This is a genomic window from Kitasatospora cheerisanensis KCTC 2395 (genome assembly GCF_000696185.1).
Taxonomy (GTDB): Bacteria; Actinomycetota; Actinomycetes; order Streptomycetales; family Streptomycetaceae; genus Kitasatospora; species Kitasatospora cheerisanensis.
In genome coordinates, this window is sequence record NZ_KK853997.1 from 129,228 (window position 1) to 148,677 (window position 19,450).

22 protein-coding genes and 2 pseudogenes are annotated in these 19,450 nt (G+C 73.7%); 10 read left to right on the plus strand and 14 right to left on the minus strand.

The window, feature by feature from the left end; translation table 11 throughout:
- Positions 1 to 85: 85 nt before the first annotated feature.
- The 3 genes from KCH_RS00690 (at position 86) to KCH_RS00700 (ending at position 2,514) form a co-directional block, all read left to right on the plus strand.
- Positions 86 to 649, plus strand: coding sequence for a DinB family protein (locus tag KCH_RS00690; RefSeq protein WP_084223071.1), 564 nt, complete (start codon positions 86 to 88; stop codon positions 647 to 649).
- 194 nt (positions 650 to 843) lie between these two features.
- On the plus strand, positions 844 to 2,106 hold the full coding sequence (locus tag KCH_RS00695) for an MFS transporter (protein ID WP_051652585.1): 1,263 nt from the start codon (positions 844 to 846) through the stop codon (positions 2,104 to 2,106).
- 138 nt (positions 2,107 to 2,244) lie between these two features.
- Positions 2,245 to 2,514, plus strand: a complete 270-nt coding sequence (locus tag KCH_RS00700; protein WP_208865903.1) for an acylphosphatase — start codon at positions 2,245 to 2,247, stop codon at positions 2,512 to 2,514.
- Positions 2,515 to 2,554: 40 nt separating this feature from the next.
- On the opposite strand, the gene KCH_RS00705 is transcribed toward KCH_RS00700, so the two are convergent.
- Positions 2,555 to 2,983 carry a cytidine deaminase gene (locus KCH_RS00705; RefSeq protein ID WP_035858073.1) on the minus strand — a complete coding sequence of 143 codons (429 nt, stop codon included), beginning with the start codon at positions 2,981 to 2,983 and terminating at the stop codon, positions 2,555 to 2,557.
- A gap of 67 nt (positions 2,984 to 3,050) precedes the next feature.
- Between KCH_RS00705 and KCH_RS00710 the strand changes: the two genes are divergently transcribed.
- Positions 3,051 to 3,665, plus strand: a complete 615-nt coding sequence (locus tag KCH_RS00710; protein ID WP_035858075.1) for a DinB family protein — start codon at positions 3,051 to 3,053, stop codon at positions 3,663 to 3,665.
- Positions 3,666 to 3,839: 174 nt separating this feature from the next.
- Positions 3,840 to 4,355, plus strand: coding sequence for a hypothetical protein (locus KCH_RS40700; RefSeq protein ID WP_157031820.1), 516 nt, complete (start codon positions 3,840 to 3,842; stop codon positions 4,353 to 4,355).
- A gap of 65 nt (positions 4,356 to 4,420) precedes the next feature.
- Here the strand turns inward: KCH_RS40700 and KCH_RS00725 are convergent, their stop codons facing one another.
- The 4 genes from KCH_RS00725 to KCH_RS00740 all read right to left on the minus strand — a co-directional run bounded on the left by KCH_RS00725 (position 4,421) and on the right by KCH_RS00740 (position 9,458).
- Positions 4,421 to 5,812: an NAD(P)/FAD-dependent oxidoreductase gene (locus KCH_RS00725; protein ID WP_035858081.1), complete on the minus strand. Its 1,392-nt coding sequence runs from the start codon at positions 5,810 to 5,812 to the stop codon at positions 4,421 to 4,423.
- A 79-nt stretch (positions 5,813 to 5,891) separates the two neighbouring features.
- The gene (locus KCH_RS00730) at positions 5,892 to 6,266 is read right to left on the minus strand and encodes a cupin domain-containing protein (RefSeq protein ID WP_035858083.1); all 375 of its coding nucleotides are present in this window, start codon (positions 6,264 to 6,266) and stop codon (positions 5,892 to 5,894) included.
- Complete coding sequence (locus KCH_RS00735; RefSeq protein WP_167573939.1) at positions 6,263 to 7,747, minus strand: APC family permease; 1,485 nt, start codon at positions 7,745 to 7,747, stop codon at positions 6,263 to 6,265. The genes KCH_RS00730 and KCH_RS00735 overlap by 4 nt, the downstream gene beginning before the upstream one ends.
- 232 nt (positions 7,748 to 7,979) lie before the next feature.
- A complete protein-coding gene (locus tag KCH_RS00740; protein WP_084223075.1) occupies positions 7,980 to 9,458 on the minus strand; it encodes an extracellular catalytic domain type 1 short-chain-length polyhydroxyalkanoate depolymerase in 1,479 nt (492 codons plus the stop codon).
- A gap of 241 nt (positions 9,459 to 9,699) precedes the next feature.
- On the opposite strand from KCH_RS00740, the gene KCH_RS00745 reads away from it, so the two are divergent.
- Together KCH_RS00745 and KCH_RS00750 are read left to right on the plus strand one after the other, a co-directional pair.
- Positions 9,700 to 10,827: a PP2C family protein-serine/threonine phosphatase gene (locus KCH_RS00745; protein WP_035858086.1), complete on the plus strand. Its 1,128-nt coding sequence runs from the start codon at positions 9,700 to 9,702 to the stop codon at positions 10,825 to 10,827.
- A 76-nt stretch (positions 10,828 to 10,903) separates the two neighbouring features.
- Positions 10,904 to 11,932 carry a 2-dehydropantoate 2-reductase gene (locus tag KCH_RS00750; protein ID WP_244305059.1) on the plus strand — a complete coding sequence of 343 codons (1,029 nt, stop codon included), beginning with the start codon at positions 10,904 to 10,906 and terminating at the stop codon, positions 11,930 to 11,932.
- Here KCH_RS00750 and KCH_RS00755 read toward each other — a convergent pair.
- The 4 genes and pseudogenes from KCH_RS00755 to KCH_RS00765 all read right to left on the minus strand — a co-directional run bounded on the left by KCH_RS00755 (position 11,920) and on the right by KCH_RS00765 (position 14,232).
- On the minus strand, positions 11,920 to 12,306 hold the full coding sequence (locus KCH_RS00755) for a hypothetical protein (RefSeq protein ID WP_051652587.1): 387 nt from the start codon (positions 12,304 to 12,306) through the stop codon (positions 11,920 to 11,922). The genes KCH_RS00750 and KCH_RS00755 overlap by 13 nt on opposite strands.
- A 313-nt stretch (positions 12,307 to 12,619) precedes the next feature.
- Entirely contained in the window at positions 12,620 to 12,949 is a 330-nt protein-coding gene (locus KCH_RS43680) for a GNAT family N-acetyltransferase (RefSeq protein ID WP_244305060.1), read from the minus strand.
- Positions 12,950 to 13,191: 242 nt separating this feature from the next.
- A pseudogene (locus KCH_RS43685) lies at positions 13,192 to 13,284 on the minus strand (GNAT family N-acetyltransferase); the annotation flags it as partial.
- Positions 13,285 to 13,542: 258 nt separating this feature from the next.
- Positions 13,543 to 14,232, minus strand: a complete 690-nt coding sequence (locus tag KCH_RS00765) for an HAD family hydrolase (RefSeq protein WP_244305062.1) — start codon at positions 14,230 to 14,232, stop codon at positions 13,543 to 13,545.
- Between the two features lie 105 nt (positions 14,233 to 14,337).
- Between KCH_RS00765 and KCH_RS00770 the strand changes: the two genes are divergently transcribed.
- Entirely contained in the window at positions 14,338 to 14,628 is a 291-nt protein-coding gene (locus KCH_RS00770) for a hypothetical protein (protein ID WP_035858088.1), read from the plus strand.
- A 55-nt stretch (positions 14,629 to 14,683) separates the two neighbouring features.
- On the opposite strand, the pseudogene KCH_RS00775 reads toward KCH_RS00770, so the two are convergent.
- Positions 14,684 to 15,354, minus strand: a pseudogene (locus KCH_RS00775) (maleylpyruvate isomerase N-terminal domain-containing protein).
- A 35-nt stretch (positions 15,355 to 15,389) separates the two neighbouring features.
- On the minus strand, positions 15,390 to 15,707 hold the full coding sequence (locus tag KCH_RS00780) for a hypothetical protein (RefSeq protein WP_035858091.1): 318 nt from the start codon (positions 15,705 to 15,707) through the stop codon (positions 15,390 to 15,392).
- A gap of 87 nt (positions 15,708 to 15,794) precedes the next feature.
- On the opposite strand from KCH_RS00780, the gene KCH_RS00785 reads away from it, so the two are divergent.
- Together KCH_RS00785 and KCH_RS00790 are read left to right on the plus strand one after the other, a co-directional pair.
- Entirely contained in the window at positions 15,795 to 16,208 is a 414-nt protein-coding gene (locus KCH_RS00785) for a hypothetical protein (protein ID WP_035858094.1), read from the plus strand.
- 35 nt (positions 16,209 to 16,243) lie between these two features.
- Positions 16,244 to 17,017 (plus strand): alpha/beta fold hydrolase, encoded by a 774-nt coding sequence (locus KCH_RS00790; protein WP_035858096.1) that lies wholly within the window; start codon positions 16,244 to 16,246, stop codon positions 17,015 to 17,017.
- 61 nt (positions 17,018 to 17,078) lie between these two features.
- Here the strand turns inward: KCH_RS00790 and KCH_RS00795 are convergent, their stop codons facing one another.
- The 3 genes from KCH_RS00795 to KCH_RS00805 form a co-directional block, all read right to left on the minus strand.
- On the minus strand, positions 17,079 to 18,287 hold the full coding sequence (locus KCH_RS00795; RefSeq protein ID WP_167573941.1) for an MFS transporter: 1,209 nt from the start codon (positions 18,285 to 18,287) through the stop codon (positions 17,079 to 17,081).
- 131 nt (positions 18,288 to 18,418) lie between these two features.
- Positions 18,419 to 18,742 carry a hypothetical protein gene (locus KCH_RS00800; protein ID WP_035858100.1) on the minus strand — a complete coding sequence of 108 codons (324 nt, stop codon included), beginning with the start codon at positions 18,740 to 18,742 and terminating at the stop codon, positions 18,419 to 18,421.
- Positions 18,743 to 18,837: 95 nt separating this feature from the next.
- A complete protein-coding gene (locus KCH_RS00805; RefSeq protein ID WP_035870372.1) occupies positions 18,838 to 19,371 on the minus strand; it encodes a GNAT family N-acetyltransferase in 534 nt (177 codons plus the stop codon).
- Positions 19,372 to 19,450 lie beyond the last annotated feature (79 nt).

Below are 19,450 nucleotides of genomic sequence, written 5' to 3' on the forward strand. Positions count from 1 at the left end.
CGCGACGCCGGCCGGGGCCCTCGCTCCCCCGGGCGGGTGCGAAAACCGTTTGCTGGGAGCGCGGCGAGCGGGAATCATCCGGACGATGAGTGAGCAGCTTCCCGAGCGGTGGTCCAGGGCCGGTGTCTACCCCGACATGTGGGTGGATCCGGACGACGATCCCCGCAACACCGACGGGCCGATGGCGGACGGCGAACTCGCCACGTTCGTCGAGTACTTGACGAACTATCGGCTGACGCTGCGGATGAAGTGCGACGGCCTGACGGCCGAGCAGCTCGCCACCCGCTCGGTCCCGCCGTCGACCATGTCGCTGCTCGGTCTGGTCCGCCATCTCGCCGAGGTGGAGCGCGACTGGCGGAACTGGATCGTCCCGGGCGAGCCGGCCGCGAAGCTGTACGGGGATCCGGACGGCGACTTCGAGGGGGCGCTGCCCGAGCAGTCCGTGGTGGACGGCGCGTTCGCCGACCTGGAGCGTGAACAGGCCGCCACCGACGCCGCGTTCGCCGCGCACCCCGACATGTCGGCCCGCATCGGGCGGGACAACGACCCGGTCCGCTCCCTGTGGGTCCACCGCATCGAGGAGTACGCCCGCCACTGCGGCCACGCCGACCTCCTGCGCGAACGCGTCGACGGCCGCACCGGCCAGTGACCCTCGTACCGGCGGTGCCCGCCCCCCACCGGGCACCGCCCGCACACCCGTCCGCACACCCGTCCGCGCACCCACCCGCCGGCCCGCACACCCGCCGGCCCGTGCACCCGCCCGAAAACCAGGTGCGGCGCGTCCGCCGGGGCGGTTAGCGTCGGCGGTTTGCGGCGGACGGGTGCGGGCTGGGGTGGTGCGGGATGAAGCGGGACGGTGGACTGGGGCGGCCCTTCGGGCTGTTGTGGTCGGCGGCGGCGGTGTCGGCGCTGGGCGACGGGATCGTCGCGGCGGCGGCCCCGCTGCTGGTGACGTCGTTGACCAGGGATCCGGTGCTGGTCGGGCTCTCGGTGTTCGTCCAGCAGCTGCCGTGGCTGCTGCTCGCCCCGGTGAGCGGGGTGCTGGTGGACCGGGTGGACCGGCGGCGCCTGACGGTGGCGATGAACGCGGCCCGCTCGGTGCTGACGGCGGTGCTGGCGGCGGCGGTGTTCGCGGGCGCGGCCTCGCTGCCGCTGATCTACGCGATCGGCCTGCTGCTGGGCAGTTGTGCGGCGCTCGGCGACAACGCGTCCTCCGCGCTGGTGCCCGCCGTCGTCCCGTCCGAGCAGCTGCCGCGCGCCAACTCGCGGATGTTCGGCGCGTATTCGGTGCTCAACAAGCTGTGCGGCCCGCCGCTCGGCGCGGCCCTGTTCGGGGTGGCGGCCGGCCTGCCGCTGACGATCGACGCGGCGAGCTTCGCCGGCGCGGCCGCCCTGCTCTCGGCGCTGCGCCTGCTGCCGTCCGAGCAGACCGCCCCGCCGAAGGCCGAGCCGGTGCGCTTGCCGATGCGCCGTCAGTTCACCGAGGGCGCACGCTGGCTCTGGGGTCAGCCGGCGGTGCGGACGCTGACGCTGGCGCTGTGCCTGATGAACGTGACGCTGATCGCCGGGTTCTCGGTGATGGTGCTGTACGCCCGTGAGCACCTGGGCCTGTCGGAGCTCGGCTACGGCCTACTGATGGCGGTCGGCGCGGTGGGCGGTCTGCTGGGGGCGGCGGTGGCGCCGGCCCTTCAGGCGCGGTTCTCCTCCTCGGTGCTGCTGCGCACCGGTCTGGTGCTGGAGACGCTGACGCACGTCGGTCTGGCGCTGGCGGGTTCGGCGTGGGTGGCGGGCGCGGTGCTGGCGGTGTTCGGCGTGCACGGCGCGGTGTGGATGGGCGTGGACCGGACGCTGGTGCAGCGGGCGGTGCCGGACGAGTTGCGCGGCCGGGTGATGAGCGTCTTCATGGCGCTGGCGGTGGGCGGTTCGGCGCTCGGCGCGCTGATCGGCGGCCCGCTGGCCCGGAGCTTCGGCCTGACCGGCCCGTTCTGGTTCTCGGCGGTGGTGATGGCGGGGCTGACGGTGTTCGCCTGGCGCCCGTTCAGCCGCGCCATCGACGACCCGGCGCCCGTCCCGCCCGCGCAACAGCCGCTGGCAGCGGCGAACTGACGGCCCGTCCGACCGCGCGTCGTCCCGCGGCGGCCGCGGAACGACGCTCCGTCCCCGGCCCTGCCTGCGGCTCCGGGCGGGGCCGCCTGCGGTATATCTGGCGGGGCAGTGGCGGCGAGCGGGGCGAGGTGGGTGCGGGTGATCCGGCGGCGGGTGCTGGTCTCGGGCACGGTGCAGGGGGTGTTCTTCCGCGACTCCTGCCGGCGGGCGGCGGCGGAGGCGGGCGTGGCCGGCTGGGTGCGGAACCTTCCGGACGGCCGGGTGGAGGCGGTCTTCGAGGGCGACGACGCGCCGGTGGAGCGGATGGTGGCCTGGATGCGGCGCGGCCCGTCCCGGGCGGAGGTGGAGCACGTGGAGGTGATCCCGGAGCCGCTGGAGGGCCTGCTCGTCTTCGCCATCACCGACTGACGCGGCCCCCGGCACCACCCCTGGGGCCGACTGCGCAGCGCTACTCGTAGGGCCACACGTCGTCGGGGAACACCCGGGCGAACCAGTGCGGTTGGACGTCGCGCAGCCGCAGGGTGCGCCAGCGCGTCGGGTCCTCGGGGAGCGGGACGCCGACCTCGACGTCGGGGCCGTGGGCGAACAGCCGTTCCTGGCAGACGCCGCACGGGGCGAGCACCCAGAACCCGCGGCCCTGGTCGGCGGCGGTGACGCACACCGAGGCGACCACCTTGCGGTCGAGTTTGTAGGCCTCGCAGATCGCCCCGGTCTCGTGGCACAGCCGGACGGCGTTGTTCGGCGGCTCGGGCGCGGTGCTGGTCAGCACGGTGCCGTCGTCCAGGCGCAGCGCTGCGGCGCCGGCCCAGTCCTGTCCGGGGAAGCGACGGCGGGTCAGCTCGATCGCGGCGTCCACGAGTTCTCGGTCGATGGCCATGCGCGGCACCCTGGCCGAGCGGGAAAACCCTTTGCCGCCCGTTTTCCGGCCCGGCCAGACTCGCCCCATGACTGAGCAGCCGAACGATTCCAAGCGCGGTTTGAAGATCTATCTGCAGGATGCCCGGGACGCGGTGCTGTGGAAGCTGGAGGGCCTGTCGGAGTACGACGTGCGCCGCCCGGTGACGCCGTCGGGGACGAATCTGCTGGGTGTGGTGAAGCACCTGACGGGTGCGGAGGCGGTCTACCTGGGCGAGGCCTTCGGCCGTCCGTTCGACGGGGCGCCGGGCCTGTGGGTGGCGGGCGCGGCCGAGCCGAACGACGACCTCTGGGCCCGGCCGGACGAGAGCCGGGAGTCGCTGATCGCGGAGTACCGCCGGGTGTGGGCGCACTCCGACGAGACCGTCGACTCCCTTCCGCTGGACGCTCTCGGCCGGGTGCCCTGGCCGCCGCACTCGCAGCTGTCGCTGGAGCGGATCCTGCTGCACGTGGTGGTGGAGAGCCAGCGGCACACCGGCCAGCTCGACCTGGTCCGCGAACTCCTGGACGGCGCGACGGGGTTGCGTCCGGGTGACGAGGTCCTCCCCGAGGTGCCCGCCGACTTCTGGCCGGCCCACTACGCCCGGGTCGAACGGGCGGCCCGCGACGCGGCCCGCGCGGCGGGCGAGCGCGTGCCCGACTGAGCGCCGCCGCACGGCCGGGTGCTGGACGGTGGTGCGAGTGCCGCGTCAGGATGGCGGCATGACGGAGAGTCAGCCGGAGGATCCGGCGGGGCGGGCGGCCCGGGGACCGGCAGCCCGGGGCGGCGGCCCGGGCCCGCGGCGGACGGACTGGGGCGCGGTGGGGCGCTGGCCGGGGTGGTGGCGGCGCTGGTCGCGCTGGTGGCGTACCTGGTGCCGCGGGAGGCGCCGAAGGCCGCCGCGCCCGCGCCGGTGGCGTCCTCGGGATGGACGCCCGATCCGACGCCCGCGCCGGTGCCGAGCCGCTCCGCCACCCCGTCGCCGGATCCCGAACCGCCGTCCTCCGCACCGTCCCCGGCTCCGGCCCGGACGTCGGCGCCGCCGCTCCCGTTGCCGACGGTGCGGGCGGCGGGGTGCGCGCAGGCACAGGCCGCGGTCGCGGCGTACCGGCGCGATCCGGGGTCGACCCGGCCGGCGCAGGCGGACGCGGCGAACCTGGCGTACCAGGGGTTGATGCGGGCGGGCACGGACGCGGATCCGCCGGTGCGGCCGACGATCCTGCGGCTGGCGCAGGGGTTCCAGGAGTTGAGCTTCCGGCTGAGCGGCATGGTGCTGGCCGATCCGAACGAGGTGATCGGCGATCTCGATTCGGATCTCCAGCAGCTGGACCGGCTGTGCGGGGACGGCGGTTGACGCGCCCGCGCCGGCCGGCCGGGCGCGTCGAGGCGTGCGGGGCGGCCGGCGCGGGTGACGGGTCGTCAGCTGTCGAAGCCGAGGCCGACGGCGTCCATGGTCTTCAGCCACAGGTTGCGGCGGCCGCCGTTGCGGTCGGCGCGGTCCAGCGACCACTTGGTGATGCCGATGCCGGCCCAGCGGACGGGCTCGGGCGGGAACGGCAGCGGCTTGCGGCGGACCATCTCCAGCGCGGTGCGCTCGGTGGGCGCGCCGGCCAGCAGGTCGAGCATGACCTCGGCGCCGAACCGGGTCGCGCCGACGCCGAGGCCGGTGTAGCCCGCGGCGAGCGCGACCTTGCCGTGGTAGGCGGTGTCGAAGAACGCGGAGAACCGGGTGCAGGTGTCGATCGCGCCGCCCCAGGCGTGCGTGAAGCGCAGGCCCTCGAGTTGCGGGAAGGTCTGGAAGAAGTGCCGGGCGAGGGTCTGGTAGGTCTGCGGCCGGTGGTCGTACTCGGCGCGGACCTTGGCCCCGTAGTGGTAGATCGCGTCGTAGCCGCCCCACAGGATCCGGTTGTCGGCGGACAGCCGGTAGTAGTGGAACTGGTTGGCGCTGTCGCCGACGCCCTGCCGGTTCTGCCAGCCGATCGCGGCGAGCTGCTCGGCGTTCAGCGGCTCGGTCATCAGCGCGTAGTCGTAGACCGGCACGGTGTACGGGCGGATCCGCTTGACCAGCGAGGGGAACACGTTGGTGCCGAGGGCGACCTGACGGGCGAACACCCGGCCGTAGGGGGTGCGGACGGCCATGCCGGCGGCGGTCTCGGCGATGTCGGTGGCCTTGGTGTGCTCGTAGATCCGCACGCCGAGGCGTTCGCAGGCCTGCTTGAGGCCCCAGGCGAGCTTGGCGGGGTGGACCATGCCCACGCCGTCCTTGTCCCACAGCGCGCCGAGGTAGGTCGGGGAGTTCACCTGGGCGCGGACGGCGTCGGCGTCCAGGAACTCGTAGTCGCCGTACTGCTTGGCGAGTTCGTACAGTTCGGCGAGTTCCTCGACCTGGTGCGGCTCGGTGGCGACGTCGAGTTCGCCGGTGCGCTCCCAGTCGCAGTCGATGTCGTAGGTGGTGACGGCGTCCTCGATCGATTGCAGGTTGCGCGCGCCGAGCTGTTCGAGGGCGGCGAGTTCGTCCGGCCAGCGCTCCAGGCCGTTGCCGAGGCCGTGGGTGAGGCTGGCGGCGCAGAAGCCGCCGTTGCGCCCGGAGGCGGCCCAGGCGGTCTCCTGGGCCTCGATCAGGACCACGTCGCGGCCGGGGTCGCGTTCCTTGGCGATGAGTGCGGTCCACAGGCCGCTGTATCCGCCGCCGACGACCAGCAGGTCGCAGCGCACGTCTCCGGTGAGCGCCGAGTTGGCCTCGGGGCGTCCGGGGTCCTCCAGCCAGAACGGGGTGGGCTTGGCGTCCCGCAGGGCGTGTACGGGGTCCATGTTCTCGGTTCCTTGCCTTGGGAGGGTGTCGGCCCGGCCGTGGGGGCGGCCGGGCCGACTGCTGTGCCGCTCGCGGCGGTTATCGGTCCTCGTCCTCGGCCACGTCCGGGCCGAGGTTGATGGTGTAGACCTTGCGGAGCGTCTCGTGGACGGTCCAGGTGGTGCGGTCGCCCTCGCGCAGCACCGCGAGGTCGCCGGGTCCGACTTCGAGCACGGGGCCGTCCTCGAAGGCGACGGTGGCCCGGCCGCTGAGGACGACGAACATCTCGTCGGCCTCGGTGTCGGTGACCACCCCGGGGGTGATCTGCCAGATCCCGCGGATCTGGCGGCCGTCGGCGGACTCCCAGACCACCTTGCCGGTGACCTCGGGGGTGCCGGAGACGATCTGCTCGGGGTCGAGCGGCTCGGGTTCCAGCTCGGCGTCCGGGACGTGCAGGGCGAAGCTGTTGATCATGCCTCGACGCTATCCGGTCCGGTGCCGGTGGCGGCCTTGTCAGTGTGTGGCGAGTCCGGCTGCCACTCTGACAGGCCGTACGCCCGCACCCCGGCGGCCTGCTGCGCGGCGTGGCGCTCGACGGCGGCGGCCTCGCGGGCGGCCTTGCGCCGCGACAGCAGCGGGTAGAGCAGCAGCGAGATGCCGACCACGATCAGGCAGTAGACGACGGCCTTGGTGCCTTCCTCGCGGTACTGCTCGACGGCGGCCCAGACGCTGACGGCGGTCAGGCAGGCGGTGATCGCGCCGATGCTCCACCAGCCGCCGGGGATCCGGTACGGGCGCTCCAGTCGGGGTTCCCGGATGCGCAGCGCGATCAGGGCGGCGACCTCCAGCAGGATGCCGAGGTTGGTGAGGAAGACGTCGTAGATGACCAGGCTCTGGAAGCTGGAGAAGCAGAACAGCGCGTAGATGACGGAGGATCCGATGATCGACGCCATCGGCATCCGGTAGCGCTTGCTCTCCTTGGAGACCCAGTTGGGCAGGTAGCCGTCGCGGGAGAGCGAGGACGGCAGCCGGGAGTAGGAGGCGAGCAGCGCGGAGAACATCGCGACCGAGGCGAACAGGCCGCCGATGGTGACGGTGTACTGGAGCCAGGGGCCGGCGAGTTCGCCGGCGATGTCGGAGAACGAGCCGTCCTCCCACTTCGTCCAGCCGGCCTCGCCGTCGGCGCCGACCGCGAGCGCGGCGATCGAGGGCAGCAGGTAGCCGACGATGATCAGCAGGACGGACCAGACCAGCGCCTTGGGCAGGTGCTTCTTCGGGTTCTCCATTTCGCCGGCCACGGTGGAGACGGAGTCCCAGCCGGAGTAGTTCCACATCACGATGAACAGGCCGGAGCCGAAGGCGTTCCAGGTGGACTGGCCCTGCTCGGCGGTCATCGAGGAGACCGGGTTGATGCCGTCGGTCAGCAGGTGGTAGCCGCCGATCGCGGTGAGGATCAGCATCGGGGTCAGGCAGATGATCGCGAACGCCACCGAGGAGTCGCCGACCCAGCCCGCGCCCATCAGGTTCAGCAGCGTGAAGATCAGGATGACGCCGACGCAGATCACCCAGTTCAGGTCGATCTGCAGGCCGGCGAGTTCGAACAGCACGTGCTTGCCGGGGGCGACGGCGCTGATCAGGCTGGACAGGTACGAGGTGAACATGACCGGGTACAGCGCCATGTCGACGAAGCTGCACACCCACTGCAGGACGCCCTGCTGGAAGGCCCAGAACCGGCCGAGGCCGCGCTTGACCCAGTGGTAGTAGCCGCCCTCGACGGGGATGGCGGTGCCGAGTTCGGCGCAGACCAGGGCGTGCGGCACGCTGTAGATCAGCGGGGTGATCAGGATCAGCAGGATGCCCATACCGGGCCCGGACGTCGAGAACAGCGGCTCGATGCCGTAGGCGCCGCCGGAGACGCTGAAGAAGATCAGGGCGACCAGGGGAACCAGGCTCACGCGCTTGGGCGTTGCCCACCGGTTCTCCGGCGGGGCCACGGGGATGGCGGTCATTTTCACCTTGGCAATCGGGTGTCGGCACGGATGTTGAGTGCACGAGTCTCGCCGCCCCTGTGACGAAGGACAATCATTCAATCTGTCAGACGTCTTGTTGCGCCTCTGACACAGTGGCGGGCCCCGCCGGAAACCGGCGGGGCCCCACATCATCGCTGGTCAGAGGTCGTTCCGGGATTCACGCACCGCAGCCGGAGTCGGCGATGACGTAGTAGCCGGCCGAAGTCTCCTTCAAGGTGTGCGTCACGAACAGGTTCCACAGCCCCATGTTCTGCCCGGAGCCGTTGGCGTACGCGTACCCGCCGCTCTGGTGGGCGCGGCCCGCGGCGACCTGGTTGTAGTTGTTGTCGGTCCAGCACTTCGGCGTGAAGACGCTCCCGGTGGTGGTCGCGGTCACCGCCGAACTCGCCTTCCCCGCCTGCCCGTTGGCGTCCACCGCGGCCACCGTGTAGGCGTAGCCGGTGCCGGCGCTCAGCCCGGTGTCGGTGTACGCGGTGCCGGTGGCGGTGCCGACCTGCGCGCCGCCGCGGTACACCGTGTAGGACGCCGCCCCGGCCACCGCGTTCCAACTCAGCGACGCGGTGCTGTCGGTGGTCCCGGTGACGGCCAGGCCGCCCGGCGCGGGCAGCTGGGTGCTGCCGCCCCCGTCGCCGCCGGTGCTGCCGTCCAGGCCCCAGAACAGCCCGGTGTAGTAGGAGGAGCAGATGGTGTTGAGGAAGTAGGCGCCGGCCTGTCCGCAGTTGGCGGTGCCGCTGCCGGGGCTCACCGGCAGGCCGTGGCCCATCCCGGAGACGCTGTACAGCTGCACGGCCGGCTTGCCCGCACCGTCGTTGTACACGCTCAGCGTGGTGCCGCCGGGCAGCGACTGGGTGGCCGAGGCGGTCTGCGGGATGCCCCACACGTTCGTCCACTGGTCGCGCAGCTCGGTGGCGTTGACCGGGGCGACGGTGGTGTCCGAGGAGCCGTGCCAGATCGCCACCCGCGGCCACGGCCCGGTCCAGCCCGGGTTGGACGCGCGGACCTTGTCGCCCCACTGGGCGGGCGTCAGGTTCTGGTTGGAGTTCTGGCAGCCGGACGCGGCTGCCTGCGTGGTCGCGCACTGCGCGGGCAGGCCGGCGGCGATCGAGCCGCCCGCGAACACGTCCGGGTAGTCGGCCAGCAGGTCGGCGGCCATGCCGGCGCCGGCGGACAGGCCGGTCACGTACACCCGCGACGGGTCGCTGCCGTACAGCGTCACCGCCTTGTCGACCATCTGCTTGACCGACAGCGCCTCGCCCTTGCCGCGGGTGTCCTTGCCGCTGTCGAACCAGGAGAAGCAGGACAGCAGGTTGTTGGTGGAGTTGGTCTGCGGGAAGACCACCGCGAAGCCCCAGCGGTCGGCGAGCTGCGCCCAGCCGGAGTTGTTGTAGTAGTCGCTCGCGGTCTGGGTGCAGCCGTGCAGCGCGACCACCAGCGGCTTGCCGGTGGCCAGTCCGCCCGGCGCGTAGCTGTACATCGCCAGGTTGCCGGGGTTGGTGCCGAAGCCGGTGACCTGGCCGAGGCCGGCCGCCGAGGCCGGCGGCGCGCCGGTCAGCACGCCGGCTGCCAGCACCGCTCCCGCGACCAGCGCCTTCGCCCAGCGTCCGATCCGTCCCGTTCCGCCGTGGTGTCCTGTCATGTGGGGGGCTCCGCTCTCGCCGTGTGCTCGCAGGCCGGGTGGGGGGTGGCCGAGCACGTTGGCGTGAATCATCGGCGCGGGCCGGAGGCACCGCCCATGGCCCGGCGCACCACCGCGGACCGGAACGGCATGGTGGCGGCGACCATTGAGCGGCCGTCAGGCACGGTTGATCATCTTCCCGGTGCGGCCCGCCCGCGCCTCCCACACCCGGACGGCTCGCCCGGGTACCGTTCACCGGGTCATGCCCACGATCACCGACAAGCCGGATCCGGCCCGCCCGCGCCCGGTGCTGAGCGCCCTCAGCCGCCTGGCGCCGTTCCTGCTGATCGCCCTCGCGGTGGCCGCCGACACCGAGACCCCGGCCGGCCAGCGCTACGACCGCTTCGTGGTGGCCGCCCCCGCGCTCGCCGCCGCCAGTTGGGGCCCGTCCGGGACGCTGATGATCGGCCTCGTCGCGGTCGTCGCCGAAGTGGTGCTGGCCCTGGTCCGGGACGGCCACGTCGGCGCCTCCGGAGCCTCGGTGATCGCCGCGACCGTGACCGTCACGCTGGCCGCCGCGTACGCCGCCGGGCAGCGGGTGCGCCGCGAGCACGACCTGGCGCTGGTCCGCTCGGTCGCGCAGACCGCCCAGCAGGTGGTGCTGCGCCCGCTGCCGGACCGGATCAACGGCGTCGACCTGGCGCTGTACTACACGGCGGCCGCCGAGCAGGCGCAGATCGGCGGCGACCTGTACGAGGCGGTGCGCACGCCGTTCGGCGTCCGGATCATCCTCGGCGACGTGCAGGGCAAGGGCCTGCCCGCGGTGGAGATGGCGGCGGCGCTGCTCGGCTCGTTCCGCGAGGCCGCCTACGACTCCAAGGACCTTCCGGCGCTGGCCAGCCGGCTGGAGACCGGCCTGCAGCGGTACGCGGAGCGGGCCTCCTCGCCGGACGCGGCCGAACGCTTCGCCACCGCCGTGCTGTTGGAGATCCCCGACGACCGGCCCGAGGCCCGCCTGCTGAACTGCGGCCACCCGCCGCCGGTGCTGATCCAGCCGCACGGGGTGCGCCTGCTGGAGCCGGAGGTGCCGCTGCCGCCGCTCAACCTGTCCGCTCTGGTCGCCTCCGACTACCGGGTCCGCACCGTCCCGTTCGGGCCCGGCGACCGGGTGCTGATGTACACCGACGGCGTCTCCGAGACCCGTGACCGCGCCGGCGAGTTCTACCCGCTCGCCGAGCGGCTCGCCCGCTGGACCGCGGAGCCCTCCGCCAGGCTCCTCGACAGCCTCCGCCGCGACCTGCGCCGCTACGCGGGCGGGCCCGCCGACGACGACGTCGCGGCGCTGCTGGCCGCCCGCCACGTCCCGCCGGGCGGGCCGTCCTCGGTCTGACGGGCCGTCAGGGTGCTGACGTACAGGTGACCGGCCGGTAACCTCGGGGGCCGTGCCGTCGACGAAGGAGCCCCCGGTGCCCGAGGACCGTGCCGTGCCACCGCTGCGGATCGCCGTGTTCGGCGCGGGCAGCATCGGCTGCCGCCTCGGCGGCGCGCTCACCGCGGCCGCCGCGGTGACGCTGATCGGCCGCCCCGCCGCGATGGCCGAACTCGACCGCACCGGGCTGACCTTGACCGGCCCCGGCGGCCTCCGGACCGAGGCCCGCCCGGCCACCGCCGTGGACGCCTCGGCCGCCGCCGGCGCGGACTACGTCCTGGTCACCGTGAAATCCGCGGACACCGCCGACGCGGCCCGCCTGCTCGCCCCGCACCTGGACGACCGCACCACCGTGATCAGCTTCCAGAACGGCCTGCACAACGCCCGGGTGCTGGCCGAGGCCCTGCCCGGCCGCCGGGTGCTGGCCGGCATGGTGCCGTACAACGTGGTCCGCTCCGGCCCGGGCGCCTTCCACCAGGGCACCGCGGGCCGCCTGATGCTCGAACGCGCCGACGCCGCCGAGCCGTTCGCGGCCGCCGCCCGGACGGCCGGGCTGCCGGTGGAGCTGCGCGGGGACATGCCTCGGGTGCAGGCGGCGAAGCTGCTGATGAACCTGAACAACGCCGTCAACGCGCTGTCCGGACGGCCGCTGCGCGAGCAGCTCGGCAGCCGGCCGTACCGGCTGGTGCTGGCGCGCTGTCAGCGCGAGGGGCTGGCAGCGTTCCGCGCGGCGGGCCTGGCGCCGGCCCGGCTGAGCCCGGTGCCGGCCCGGTGGATGCCGGCCGTCCTGGGCCTGCCGGACGCGCTGTTCCGCCGGATCGCGGCGGCCAGCCTCCGGGTGGACGCGCAGGCCCGCTCCTCGATGTGGGAGGACCTCCGGCGCGGCCGCCGCACCGAGGTCGACTCGCTCCAGGGCGAGGTGCTGGCCCTCGCCGCACGCCACGGACTGGCCGCCCCCGCGAACCGGCGGCTGCTGGAACTGGTCCGCGCCGCCGAGTCCGCCGACGCCCCGCCGTCCTGGTCGGGCCCGGACCTGCTCGCCGCGCTGGACGGTCAGGACGGCTGATCGCCGGGCTGCCGCAGCGTCACGTGGCTGGTGTCGGCCCGGCCGATCTGCAGCGCGACGCCGTGCACGTCGGCGGTGATCTCGTTGTGAATGGTCGTCACCTCGATCCGGTGCCCGCCGGCCTGCGGGGCGATCTCGTCGAGCAGGGCGCGCAGTTCGGCGACCGCGGTCGGATCCTCGCGCAGCACGGTCAGCAGCCGCTGCTCCCAGTCCTGCCGGACGCCCTCCCGCACCTCGGGCAGGCCGTTCTCCTCGGCGTCCAGCACCTCGGCGTAGGCGAGTTCCATCCGCGCGGCCTCCACCCGCCCCTCCCGTCCCCGGGTGAGCAACCGCCCCACCCGGTCCCGCACCTGCCCCCACAGGTCGGTGGCCACCGCCCCGACCAGCGCCGTCGCCCCGAAGCCGCCAACTCCGCCAGTTCGGTCCCCGCCATGTCCCCGTCTCTCCCTCATCCGTGACCCACTGCCCCCACCCTAGTGACCCACCCCGGCCCCCGTCCGCGACTTCCCCGCGCGCGCCGGACCGGGCAGGCGCTGCGAACGGCGCCTCCAGGGGCCCGGGGAACGGCGGGGCCAAGTCTGCGGGCGATCAACGGGGCGCGGTGCGTTCCGCCGTTTCCGCTCCCCGCTCCGACCCGCAGCAGCAGACAAGCCGCTGGGGGTACGCCCTGCTCGGCTCCTCCGCTTCCTACTGAAGGGTCTTCTGCAGCACGGTCGAGCTGTGACGGACCGTCATGCCGGCCTTCAGGTAGAGGTCGAGGGCGCCGGTTTCGGAGTGGGTCCAGAGGGTGCAGGCGCGCAGGCCGGCGGTGCGGCAGGCGTGGAAGGTGTGGCGCAGCAGGTGGCGGGCGATGCCGCGGTGGCGGTAGTCGCGGTGGACGGCGACGGCCTCGACGTAGCCTTCGGCGGTTTCGGGGAGGTCGAGGGCGAGGGCGGCGCCGACCAGGCGGCCGTCGGCGAAGGCGAGCGGGGACCGGTCGGCGGCGAAGGTGGGCGGTGCACGGAGTGGGCGGCCCACTCGTCGAAGTCCTTGCGGCGCTGCTGCCACTCGTCGAAGGCGTCCTCGGTGAGCAGGTGCGCGGCGTGCTCGTCCGCCGGGTCGCCGGCGCGGAACAGCCGGACGGTGACGCCCTCGGGCGCGGGCGCCGGGTCGACCGGTTCGGAGAGGTCGACGGCCAGCAGCCAGCTGGTGACCTTCGGCCGGTAGCCGTGGGCGTGCAGCAGCGCGGTGGCGGCCAGGTCGCGGTCGGGGACGACCTGGACGAGCGCGGCGGTGCCCTGTTCGCGGGCCCGGTCCTCGATCCAGCGGAGCAGCGCGGTGCCGAGGCCGCGGCCGCGGTGCTGCGGGTGCACGTCGGCTTCGGCGCGCCGGTCCGTCCAGGCCCAGGCGGCGAGCCGGCCGTCGGGGCGTGCACCAGCAGGGTGTCGGCGGCGGGGTCGAGCCCGGCGCGGGCGAGGATCGCGGGGAGCGCGCCCTCGTCGGTGGTGGCGGTGCCGTCGAGCGCGCGTTCGCAGGCGTTCACCAACTCCTGGACGGCGGGGAGGTCGGCGGCCGGATCGATCGGCCGTGCGGTGTAGCCGGCGGGCAGTTCGGCCTGGGCCATGGGGTCCTCAGCTCGTGGGTCGGTGGGCGGCGCGCAGCAGTTCGGGCAGCTGCCGCATGTCGGAGAAGAGCACGGTACCGGGGCCGGTGAGGGCGTCGGCGCCGGTGGGGCCGCCGGTGTAGCCGAAGCAGCGCATGCCGGCCGCGCGGGCGGCCTGTGTGCCGGGTCCGCTGTCCTCGACGACGGCGCAGGCCGCGGGGGCGTGGCCCATCCGCCGCGCGGCGTGCAGGAACAGGTCGGGTGCGGGTTTGCCGTGCTCGACCTCGGTGGCGCTGAAGATCCGTCCTTCGAAGCGTTGGTGGAGGCCGGTCCGGCCGAGGGTGTGCCGCATCTTGTCGTGCGTTCCGCTGGAGGCGACGCAGGAGGGCAGGTCGAGCGCGGCGAGTGCGTCCAGGATGCCGTCCACCGGCCGGAGTTCGGTGTCGACCAGTTCGCGGTGCCGCTGCTCGAAGCGCCGTTCCCATTCGGCGGCGGCTTCTCCGCCGAGGCGTTCGGCGACGACCTGCCAGCCGGCGGCGTGCGAGCGGCCGATGAAGTGCCGGACCACCTCGGCCTCGGTGAGCGGCCAGCCGAGCTGCGCGCCGACCTCCCGTTGGACGCGGACGGCGATCCGTTCGCTGTCGACCAGCACGCCGTCGCAGTCGAAGATCACCAGTTCCACGGGCCCGCCCGCGGCCGCGCTGTTCGATTCGATCACCGGGGCAGCATATTCGGCCGGGTCCGAACTCCGGCTCCCCCGGCGGAAATCGGGTTGCCGCCGGGGCGTGGTGTCGATCACGATCACGCCATCGACTTCTAGCGGATGCCCACCGTACCCGACGACCTGTCGCGCGGTCGGCCCCGCGGGCGGGCACTGACGATCAGTGCCGCGCTCGCCGCCCGGAACGGCTACTGGCTCGACCGGGCCGACACCTGGGAGTTGGAGGCCCGGGTGCTGCTGCCGCCGGGCCTGGGCCCCAAGGCCCACGGGGACTTCGAGTTCACCCTCCACCGCCCCGCCGCGCCCGCCGTTCCCGCGCCCGCCGTTCCCGCCCTCGCCGCACCGTCCGAACTGCCGGTCCGCACCGCCTGGTCGGCGCCCCTCGGGGCCTGACGGACCGGCAGGACGGCCTCCCGGGCAGTGCGCCCGGGAGGCCGTCCGCCGAGGGTCAGCCGAGGGTGAGCCAGGTGATGCCGGCGCGCTCGACCTCGGCCTGTTCGGCGGCGTCGAGTTCGGCCCGCCCGGTCGCCTTGCGCAGGAACGTCGCCCGGTCCCAGCCGAGCGCGGAGCGGACCGACGGCCCGTCAGCCCCCTTCAGCAGCAGCGCCTCCAGCACGTCCGAGGCCTCCTCGGTGAGCCAGGCGGGCCGTCCCAGCGCGTCGGCCAGGTCGAGCCCGTGCACGGCCAGTTCGACCACCCGGGTCACCATGAACTCGGTGAGCAGCATCGGGTCGCCGTGCCGGGTCCGCACCACCCGCCCCTCGCCCTCCGCCTCGAACCGGGCCGCGGTGTCCCGCCAGGTTCGCGCGAACTCCCCCGCCGGGTCGGCCCCGCGGCGTCCCGGGCGAGCGCGATCCGGGCACTGTTGGTCGCCGCGTCGAACCGCTCGTCCGGACGGTAGTAGCCGACGGCCGTCACGCTCGCCCGCTCCGGCTCGGGCGCGGCCAGCATCTCCGCCACCCGCCCCACCGCGACCCGCACGTGCGCCAGCAGCTCCGCCACCGCCCACGGCTCGCACCGCGTGGCCCGTGCCCAGTCCTCCTCGCCCAGCCCGGCCGTCGCTGCCCCGAGCGCCCCGCCCTCGGCCCGGAACGCCTGCTCGATCAGTTCCTTCTGCATTCCCGGCACGCTACTCCCGGCCTTGCGGAGGCCGTTCACCCGGTCTCCTCGCCCTCTTCCTCCCTCCCGCCCCACCTGTGCCGGACGACGTCCCACACGGGTGCGCCTCCGGCGCCGGTGCGGGGAGGCGCGGGCACCGGGCCGGGCGCGGTCTCGACGAGGTGGACGAGCGTCCAGGCGACGCCGTAGCAGTCGTCCGGGCCGAAGCAGGCCGCCAGGGCGTGGGCCTCCTCACCGGTAACGGGCCGGGCGATCGCGTCCAACTGCGCGCAGCGCCGGTCGATCTCCTCCTCGGTGGAGTCCCGGTCGGGCAGCGGGCCGTCGGCGACGAAGGCCCGGACTTCGGTTCTCATCCACTGCTCCACGGTCGATGCCGGCGCCTGCCGGCGCCGAAATAGTGCACCGGGCTCCGACAGCACGACGCGGTAGCCTGTTCGATCATGTGCTACCACGCGTTCAACGGCGCTCTCCGCCACTACGTGTGCGTCGCGTGCCGGCTCTCCTTCAAGGGCAGCACGTGGCGGCCGCTCGGGCGGCGGGTCTGCCCCGGCTGCCGCGGTCAACTCGCCTTCGCCGGGTTCGACTTCGCGGCTCCCCGGCGGCGCGACACCAAGGCGTGGTCCGTCGTCGCCGCGGTGCTCGCCGAGGGCCTGACGTACGATCACCGGCCGGGCTGCGGCTGCACCCACCTGCCCTCGTACCGGCCCCGGACCAGGGCGCAACTGCGGGTCCGCCGCCGGGCGGCGGAGCGGCTGGGCCTGCCGCTGGCGGTGACCCTGGCCCGCCGCGACGCCTTCACCCCCGAGTCCCGCGACGAGCCGCCGGCCGACTCCCGGACGCCGGCAGCGTCGTAAGGCCTGCCTCTCGTGATCGACTGAAAGGTCCCCTCATGCACAGCGCACCCGTCACCCCGTCGGGAGACCGGATCCGGTGGGTCGAACTGCCGGGCGGCGACGGTCCGGCCCGGGTCTACGTCCACGGGCTGGGCTCCAGTTCGCCCGCGTACTTCACCGAGGTCGCGGCGCATCCGCTGCTCGCCGGGCGTCGCTCGCTGCTGATCGACCTGCTCGGCTTCGGGCTCAGCGACCGTCCGGTGGACTTCGACTACCGCCTGGAGTCGCACGCCGACGCCCTCGCCGCGGCGCTGACCGCGGCCGGCCTGGACGGGGCGGAGCTCATCGCGCACAGCATGGGCGGCTCGGTCGCGCTCGTGCTCGCCGCCCGGCACCCGCACCTGGTGTCGAAGCTGGTGCTGGTCGACGCCACCCTCGACCCGATCCCCGAGCCGGGCCCGCCCGGCGCGGGCAGCAGCGGCATCGCCGCGTTCACCGAGGAGGAGTTCCTGGCCGGCGCCTGGCGGCAGGTCAGGGACGCGGTGGGCCCCGGCTGGTGGTCGACCATGCGCCTGGCCGGCCTCGAAGCCCTGCACCGCAGCGCCGTCCACCTGACCCGCGGCAGCACCCCCGTCATGCGCGACCTGCTCCTCACCCTGCCGATCCCCCGCACCTTCCTCCACCCCGCCGCCGACGGCCCCTTCCCCGGCACGGCCGCCCTCACCGCCGCCGGCGTCTCCGTGGTCGCGATCCCGGACTGCGGCCACAACATCATGCTCGACAACCCGGAAGCCTTCACCAAAGCGACCGCCGACGCCCTCTCCACCTGACCTCCCACCCACCAGCGCACCGGACCGCCGACCCCCGGCAACCACCCCGCCTGACCGTCCGTCAGAACTTGCCCCGCGCCACGTGCGCCAGCACGACCACGACTACCAGGGCGGCCGTGACCCCGCCGAGTGCCATCACCACGGACGGCGAGGTGCGGTCCAGGATGCTGCCGCCGACCAGCGCGCCGAGCGAGATCGTCGCCTGGAACGAGGCGGTGAACAGCACCGACGCCGCCTCGGGCGCCTCGGGGGCGGCCTTGACGAACCAGGTCTGTGAGCAGGCGGGGACCGCCCCGTACGCGGCTCCCCACACGACCAGCAGCCCCAGCGCACCGGCCGTCGAACCGCCCAGCACCGGCAGCAGCAGTGTCGCTCCGGCGAGCAGCGCGGCCGCGGCGCCGAACCCGGCCCTGGGGCGGCGGGCGACCAGCGAGCTGCCGAGGAAGTTGCCGAGGATGCCCGCCGCCCCGTAGACCAGCAGCAGTACGGTGATCAGTCCGGCGCTCGCGTGCGTGACCTCCTCCAGGAACGGGGTCACGTACGTGTAGGCACCGAAGTGCGCCAGCACGACGAGGAAGGTCAGCAGCAGCGCGAACCGGACGTTCACCCTGCGGAACAGTCCGCCCAGCACGCTCAGTCGGGTGGTCGCGGTCGGCGGCAGCGGCGGCAGGACCAGCACCAGCAGCCCGAGCACCCCGACCGTCAGGACGCCCATCGCGACGAACGCGGTCCGCCAGCCCGCCAGTTCGCCGATGAACGTCCCGGCCGGTACCCCCAGCACGGACCCCAGCGGCACGGCCGAGAAGATCACCGACACGGCGCGCCCGACCTTCTCCGCGGGCACCAGCCGATCGGCCAGCCCCGCCCCGATCGACCAGAACCCGCCGATGGTGATCCCCACCATCACCCGCGACACCAGCACCAGACCGTAGCCCGGCGCGACCGCGGCCAGCCCGTTCGCCAGCGCCAGCAGCGCCGTGAACGCGCACAGCATCACCCGCCGGTCGACCCGCGCCGTCGCCACGGTCACCACCGGCGCCGAGACCGCCGCCAGGAATCCGGGCATGGTCATCATCAACCCGGCCATCCCGTCGGAGACTTCGAAGCTCGACCCGATCGAGGTGAGCAGCCCGATCGGCAGGATCTCCGTCGTGACGATCACGAAGATCCCCGCCATGACCGCCACCACGGACAGCCACTCGACCACCGGTGATCGTGTCACCGGTCCCGTCGTACCGGAGTGCGAAGCAGTGGTGCTGGTCGATGCCATGGTGTCCGTCCTGTGCCGGGGCTCTCTTGTTTCCCGGCCAGTTCACCAACGCGCCCGGCGGGGGGCTGGCAGCTTTCCGACATCACCGTTGCGGGTGACACGGCGGCCGACCGGGCGACTGCGCTGCCTGACTACTGCGACGCGCGCACTGCGGCGCCGACGGAGGCCACATCCAGCTCCACGACCACCTCGTCGCCCTCCCATCGGCCGTGCCGTGAGATCGCCAGACCGATGAACGCGAGCTCAGCGGCGCGGTCCCGCAGGGCGTACTGCTCGTGCGTCTCCTCACCGAGCCCACCCAGCTCCTCACGGTCCCACGCCGCTACCGCGGCTTCGGCCAACGCCTTCGGCAGGCGCACGGTGATCGGGGCGACCTGAGCGTCGACACACACGCCGATTGCCGCCAACACCTTCGAGTCCTCGCGATACCTGACGTACTGCCCCTGATCGTTCACACGGCGAGGGTACGCACAGACTCTCCGACTGTCGCCGCCTTGACCCGGCGAACCTCTGCGGTCAGAGCACCGGCCCACCGGCAGGCCCGCCGCCGTCACGGGCGCGCGAAGCGCCACATGTCGCGAGGTTCGCCGGCGACCACCTGGTGGGCGGAGACCAGGGTCTCCCGGCGGTAGCCGGCCCGTTCGGCGGTGCGCAGTGAGCCGGTGTTCCACGGTTCGACGTACAACTCGATCCGGGGGACGGCCAGTTCGCCGAGCGCCCAGGCGGTGACGGCGTTCAGTCCGGCCAGTGCGACGCCCCGGCCGCGAGCGCCTCCGGCCACCCAGTAGCCGGCCGTGGCAGCCCCGCGCAGCGGCAGTTCGCCGACCCACAGCCCAACGTTGCCGACGGCCTCACCGTCGGGGGCCTCGATCACGAACGGGTAGCCGGTGCCGATCTCGGTCCGCATCCACTGGCGCCGCACGAACGCGTCCGCTCCCTCCTCGGAGTACGGCGCGGGCACGGTGGTGATCAGCGGAATGTACGGATCGGTGGCAACCTCCCGCAGCAGTCCCCGGTCCGTCAACTCCCACCCCCGCAGCCGGAACCCGTTCTCCGCCACGATCTCCGGCACCACCCTCGGCATCTCCACCGGCCCATCCTCGCCGACACCTCCTGCCGACGGCCAATCACTTCTCCTCCCCCGCGCGAACCCGGGCGGCGCC